Origin of the sequence: Enterococcus sp. FR204, from assembly GCF_031143325.1 — a bacterium.
Lineage (GTDB): Bacteria > Bacillota > Bacilli > Lactobacillales > Enterococcaceae > Enterococcus_B > Enterococcus_B faecium.
In genome coordinates this window covers 22,472-28,634 of record NZ_JAKZIW010000028.1, presented here as the reverse complement: position 1 = coordinate 28,634, position 6,163 = coordinate 22,472, and the positions used below count along the sequence as shown (strand labels likewise).

8 protein-coding genes and 1 riboswitch are annotated in these 6,163 nt (G+C 37.8%); of the genes, 6 read left to right on the top strand and 2 right to left on the bottom strand.

Annotated features, from left to right (window positions below):
• Positions 1–65: 65 nt before the first annotated feature.
• Positions 66–1,031: a diacylglycerol kinase family protein gene (locus tag RG571_RS07830; protein ID WP_002318552.1), complete on the bottom strand. Its 966-nt coding sequence runs from the start codon at positions 1,029–1,031 to the stop codon at positions 66–68.
• 537 nt (positions 1,032–1,568) lie between these two features.
• Positions 1,569–1,615: riboswitch (PreQ1 riboswitch) on the top strand.
• Between the two features lie 12 nt (positions 1,616–1,627).
• On the opposite strand from RG571_RS07830, the gene RG571_RS07825 reads away from it, so the two are divergent.
• A complete protein-coding gene (locus tag RG571_RS07825; RefSeq protein WP_002318553.1) occupies positions 1,628–2,131 on the top strand; it encodes a QueT transporter family protein in 504 nt (167 codons plus the stop codon).
• A 55-nt stretch (positions 2,132–2,186) separates the two neighbouring features.
• Here the strand turns inward: RG571_RS07825 and cbpA are convergent, their stop codons facing one another.
• Complete coding sequence (gene cbpA / locus RG571_RS07820; RefSeq protein ID WP_002294577.1) at positions 2,187–2,831, bottom strand: cyclic di-AMP binding protein CbpA; 645 nt, start codon at positions 2,829–2,831, stop codon at positions 2,187–2,189.
• Between the two features lie 161 nt (positions 2,832–2,992).
• Between cbpA and rpmG the strand changes: the two genes are divergently transcribed.
• From rpmG to RG571_RS07795, 5 genes are all read left to right on the top strand, one after another.
• The gene (gene rpmG / locus RG571_RS07815; RefSeq protein WP_002294578.1) at positions 2,993–3,145 is read left to right on the top strand and encodes a 50S ribosomal protein L33; all 153 of its coding nucleotides are present in this window, start codon (positions 2,993–2,995) and stop codon (positions 3,143–3,145) included.
• Between the two features lie 23 nt (positions 3,146–3,168).
• On the top strand, positions 3,169–3,339 hold the full coding sequence (gene secE / locus RG571_RS07810) for a preprotein translocase subunit SecE (protein WP_002294579.1): 171 nt from the start codon (positions 3,169–3,171) through the stop codon (positions 3,337–3,339).
• Between the two features lie 100 nt (positions 3,340–3,439).
• Complete coding sequence (gene nusG, locus RG571_RS07805; protein WP_308947792.1) at positions 3,440–3,979, top strand: transcription termination/antitermination protein NusG; 540 nt, start codon at positions 3,440–3,442, stop codon at positions 3,977–3,979.
• 76 nt (positions 3,980–4,055) lie between these two features.
• Positions 4,056–4,943, top strand: a complete 888-nt coding sequence (locus RG571_RS07800; protein ID WP_002294581.1) for an alpha/beta fold hydrolase — start codon at positions 4,056–4,058, stop codon at positions 4,941–4,943.
• A 91-nt stretch (positions 4,944–5,034) separates the two neighbouring features.
• Positions 5,035–6,135, top strand: a complete 1,101-nt coding sequence (locus tag RG571_RS07795; protein WP_131774258.1) for a lactate oxidase — start codon at positions 5,035–5,037, stop codon at positions 6,133–6,135.
• The last annotated feature ends 28 nt before the right edge of the window (positions 6,136–6,163 follow it).

The following is a 6,163-nucleotide window of genomic DNA, read 5'->3' as shown; positions in this document are numbered from 1 at the left end:
GTGTCACAGTCCTTTTTTCCGAATAAACGGTGTTCCAGATGTAGCTTCTGACACAACCTCTTTTATTAACACCAAAACAACTGTTTAGTTGTGGTTATTGTGATATCAAAAGGTCGTTTTTCCATTTCTTCTCCATCTTCTTGACCATGTTGCGGTGTTGTTGAAACGATACGTAACCTGTTTGTTGTGTAGTGATGGAAATATTTCGATTTCAATTGTTTTTTCTGTATAAGTAAAAGAATGAGCCACAAGATTTTAAAGAAATTGATTCGTTCGACCACGACAAAATCAATGACTGGTTTAGACGCATCAGCAGTTGGAACAATCGCGATTCCTCCGCCAAAAAAAGGATGCTTCGTTGCTGTACATAAAAATGCGTTTGAAAAACTTAATTGTTTTCCTCCTGCATCTACCAGAATTGGAAATCCTTTTTGAGTGAATAAAGCACGGAGAATAGAGAATAAATACGAAAATGATCCTAAGTTGTATTTGTTCAATCGCTTTTTTGTGGAAGAATGATTTGTCGCATGGACGATAGCTGCATCTAATCCTATACCGAAATTATTAACAGCTATTCCTTTTTTTTCACTTATTTTTTCTTCATAAGCCATTATGTGGACTTTTTCTGGTGATTGAGCTGCTAAAATCAGCTGAAGTCCTTTTTTGGGATTTTTTGGAAGGCCTGCCCCTCGAGCAAAATCATTTCCAGAACCTGCTGGAATATAAGCAACTGGGAATTCTACTTCCATCTGATAGAAAGTATCAAGTACCTGATGTAAGGTGCCGTCACCTCCTACGATGATCAAAAGGGGGAAAATATCGATTGTTTTCTGTTCTTCTTCTATCCAAGGAATCAATGTTTCTTTTGCCAAAGTTTCAGCAATCTCAGCATCGTGTCCTTTGTATTCACTATAATGAAGTGTATAGTCAATATGCTTATTTTTTAATACCGGTAAAATTCTTTCTGCTACTTTATAGCCATTTCCGCTGCCTGCCGATGGATTGATCAATATATGATAATGGAATTTCATAATTTCCTCCTGCTATTCAATAAAACAAGATATTTTAATACTCCTGTTTGCTGGTTAACCAATAATTAGCAAGCTTTTTCTATTTTTTGAATGAAAGAAACTTGTTTTTTCAAAAAAATCTGTTACAAAATTAATTCTTGGTTATTATAGCAGAAGTCTAGGAAAATGAAAAAGGTCCGAAGACCGAAAAACACAAAAAAGCCTAGCAAGCGCATGATCCATTACTTACGTAAGGAGAAGTTCCAAGGTTCGGCATGTCCACTTAGATCTTCAGCTGCTTGCTAGACCGTTCTCTAGTAAGAGGTTGCTCAAATTCCCACATCCTTTTTTATTTATTTAAGTTTCACAACAATTCTGTTCTTGCAGATCCTACTTCGTCTGCTTTACTGGGAATTCTTATGACCCCTTACACTTACTTTATACCATATCCCACGATTTTTAGCAAACGTTTACATTGTTCAAGCTTTTGCTTTTTTAAAAGCAGATAAGACGGATTGAAATAAATGAAAAGTCTGTTATAATTATTGTTTGTTTCACATAACCGCGGTTCATCAACCATCCCGCGTTAAAAAAACTAGGAGAAAAGAGGAGAGAAAATGCAAAAAACGAAAAGCAGACAACGGTTATCCGTAATCGTTGTAAATGGCATCATCATGGCTCTTTATCTAGCGTTAACTATTTTAGTTGCGCCTGTATCCTCAGGGCCGATCCAGTTTCGTATTTCAGAAAGTTTGAATCATTTAGTTGTCTTTAACCGTAAATTGCTTTGGGGAGTTTTAGGCGGGGTCATCGTCTATAATGCCTTCTTTGGTTTTGGTATCATGGATGTGGTTTTTGGTGGCGGCCAAACATTGCTTTCTTTAGGCCTGACAGCTTTATTGCAAAACAAAGTGAAAAATGTAAAGATGCGTTTAGTATTGAACACGATCTTCTTTACCGTCAGCATGGGACTGATTGCTTATATGTTAGTTCCAACAGGTGGCCAAGCATTTTGGACAACCTATGGCACGCTTGCATTAAGTGAGTTTATCGTCATGGCTGTTTCAGCACCATTGATGTATTATTTAGATCGCGCGCTTGATTTTGAAAAGCGTGTCTAATTATAAAAAGCGAAAAAAGAAAGCAGATTAGCTGTTTTCTTTTTTCGCTTTTTGATTATGCTTCTTGGTTTTGCAAATTTTCAATTTCTACCACTTTATAATTCTTTTTCTCTAAGTGGTTGACGATCGTTTCACATACTTTCGCTTCAGTGTTAGCCGGTAGCGTGATCAATGTACGTCGAATGTATTCGTCTTTTTCAATATCAAGAGTAATACAGCTGGCAATGCTGCTGTGTTTTGAGATGATTTTTGCAATAGCAGCCAAATCTCCTTGCTTTCCTGTGGAAGCAATTGTCAGTACATAGCTTCCTTGTTCTACGCTCCAAGATTGAGAGAGCATATTAAGCAACGTACTATGTGTCAAAATACCATAAAAATGATTTTCACTGTCAAGGACAGCAATATAAGGAAGCTCTTTGATCGTAAAGAATACTTTGAAGAAAGAAGTATCCAGGTAAATGAACTTTGTAGCGTTTTTCAAAAGATGAGTGACAGGAAGCGTCATATCACCGCCATTTGCTTTATGACGATAGATATGCATTTTGTAAATGTTTCCACGGAAAATATTACCTGAAGAATCTAAGATCGGCACACAACGGTATCCGGAAGTTTCTAAAATTTTTAATGCTTCTTCTAATGTACTAGTCTCTGTAACGGTTGTCAGATCTTTTTTCTTATATACAAGTGTTTTTAATAGCATCGCTATACCTCCAATTGTCTCATTTTAGCTTAATTTCAAATTAATCATATCATAATTTTATCCAAAACAATAGATAGTTTATTTCACAAATTGACAAGTAAAAAGTTACGTGATACTGTTATGAAGTATAAGTCTGATTCTCAGCAAGGGGGCAGAAGTAAATGGCAAAGAAAAAAGCAGCACTCGCTTGTTCCGTTTGTGGGTCTCGCAACTACACAAAATCAGTCAGTGAAGGAAAAAGCGGCGAACGTTTGGAAATCAATAAGTTTTGTAAATATTGTAATCAATATACATTACATAAAGAAACGAAATAAACAGTAGCAAGGGAGGTTGTCTCATGAAATTTCTAAAAAGCGTAAAAGATGAAATCAAACAAGTAACTTGGCCAAGCAGAAAACAACTCCGTAAAGATACGTTAGTAGTCATCGAAACTTCTATTATTTTCGGATTGATGTTTTACGTAATGGATACAGCCATCCAAAGTTTATTTGGCTGGATCTTAAAATAACTCGCTAGCCACAACGTACTTTTAGTGCTATAATGAAGCGAAAGAAAAACTTCGGGTGTACTGAGGTTTTTTTATTTTACAATGAAATGAGGAGCCTTCAATGGAATCTTTTGAAAAAAACTGGTATGTCTTGCATACATATTCAGGATATGAAAACAAAGTAAAAGCAAATATCGAATCTCGTGCGCAAAGTATGAAAATGGCCGACTTTATTTTCCGTGTCGTTGTTCCTGAAGAAAAAGAAACTGAAGTCAAAAATGGGAAAGAAATCGTTCATAAAACATTCCCAGGATACGTACTTGTTGAAATGATCATGACAGACGCTTCATGGTATGTTGTCCGCAACACACCTGGTGTGACAGGATTCGTTGGTTCACACGGAGCCGGAAGCAAACCAGCACCATTACTTCCAGAAGAAGTCAATCATATCTTGCGTTCTATCGGTATGAGCCTGCGACAAAATGATCTAGAAGTAGAAGTTGGCGAAGTCGTGAAAATCATCGAAGGCGCATTTGCTGGATTAGAAGGACAAGTAACAGAAGTTGACGGAGAAAAAGAAAAATTGAAAGTCAACATCGATATGTTTGGACGTGAAACCAGTACAGAACTTGATTTCGATCAAGTAGATAAAATCGATTAATAAAGAGACTTGAAATGTCGATCATATGATTGGCCTTTCAAGTCTTTCTTTTTTCTATATGGAAAGGAAGAGGTGTATGACAGAACCAATCAAAAATTTATGCAAACGTGCAACTGCAGCAGCTTTAGTCCTTATCAGTTTGTTTGCGTTAAGTGGTTGCCAGACGACGAAGATAAATACTACTGAAGTTTCTGATAAAGAAAAAACGGCAGAATCCAGTAAAGTGATAGAAAAAACCACTATTCCAACACTTTTTTTCCACGGCTACAGCGGGACAGAAAATTCCTTTAAAGGGATGTTGCGGCGTTTGGAAAAAAATCAGCAAGCAGTAAAAGAATTGGTTTTAACAGTAGGAACAGATGGACAAATACAAGCAACAGGAGATTTGTCTGGAAAAGCAGACAATCCGATGGTCCAAGTATTGTTTGAAGATAATAAAAATAACGAGTGGAATCAAGCAGAATGGATCAAAACTTGTCTTTTGTATCTGAAAGAAAACTACGGCATAGATAAAGTCAACATAGTGGGGCATTCCATGGGAGGAGTTAGTGCACTACGCTATTTAGGAACGTATGGACAGGATACGTCATTGCCACAAGTTCAGACATTAACAGCAATTGGTGCGCCTTTTAATGATTTTGTCGATGATAGTGCGCAGTCTCTGACAGATGAGTTAGCAAAGGGACCTGCTGTCGTTTCTAACCGCTATCAAGATTACCAGCAAATGATCGGTAATATTCCTATAACCACTCGATTTTTCTTGATTGCTGGTCAACTAGATGAAACAGACTTGAGTGATGGAACAGTACCGTTAAACAGTGCATTAGCGGTCTATGCGTTGTTGAAGCAACGCGGAAATGAAATAGAGGAAAAAGTAGTGACAGGTGAAAATGCCTCTCATAGTATGCTTCATGAAAACCAAGAAGTAGATCAGCTTGTAAGTCGATTTATTTGGAAAGAATAGCGATAAAAGTATCTGAGAGTAAATGTTTGCTTACTTTTTGTAAGTTTAGTATGATTTATATGTAATCAAGAAGATGAAAGAAGGATCTACTATGACTTATCATACAAGTAATGAAGAACATCCAATCGATATTGTAAACATTGCCTCACTAGAAGGTCGTGTAAAAGAGCGCATGGAAGCAGGAGCTTTTGGCTATATTCGCGGTGGTTCTGAAGATGAGTGGACGATGAAAGAAAATACGACTTCTTTTAATACAAAGAAAATCATGCCACGGATATTACGCGGAATCGACTCAGCCGATTTGCATACATCTGTTTTCGGAATTGAATTAGATACACCGATTATCCAAGCACCATCAGCGGCCCAAGGATTGGCACATGAAAAAGGGGAAGCTGATACAGCTAAAGGAGTAGCTGCTGCTGGATCAATCTTTTCCATCAGCACTTATGCAAATACGACAATCAAAGACGCAGCCGATGCAGCGCCAGGCGCACCGCAGTTTTTCCAATTATATATGAGTAAAGACGACAGATTCAATGAGTTCATTTTGAACAAAGCAGTAGAAGCAGGGGCTAAAGCTATCATTTTAACGGCAGATTCAACGCTCGGTGGTTACCGTGAAGAAGACGTCATCAATCAATTCCAATTTCCATTACCAATGCCTAACTTAGCTGCTTATAGCGAACAAAGTGCAAGTGGTAATGGCGAAGGAAAAGGAATCGCAGAAATTTATGCAGCTTCAAAACAAGGCTCGACACCAGATGACATCAAAACAATCAAAGAAATCACCCATCTTCCAGTTATCGTAAAAGGAATACAATCGCCAGAAGATGCAGTAATCGCTATCTCTGCAGGGGCAGATGGTATCTGGGTATCCAATCATGGTGGACGTCAATTAGATGGAGGTCCTGCTTCCTTTGAAGTATTGCCAAAAATTGCCGAAGTAGTCAACAAACGTGTACCAGTGATTTTCGACTCTGGTGTCCGTCGAGGAGAGCATGTCTTCAAAGCTCTGGCAAGTGGTGCTGACTTAGTTGCGATTGGCCGACCAGTGATTTATGGGTTGAATCTAGGTGGGGCAGAAGGAGTAACATCTGTTTTTGAACACCTCAACAAAGAATTGTCGATCACGATGCAACTTGCAGGAACAAAAACGATCGATGAAGTAAAAAATACGAAATTGATGGATTAATAAAAAACGAAGAGAAGGGCAATTAGTC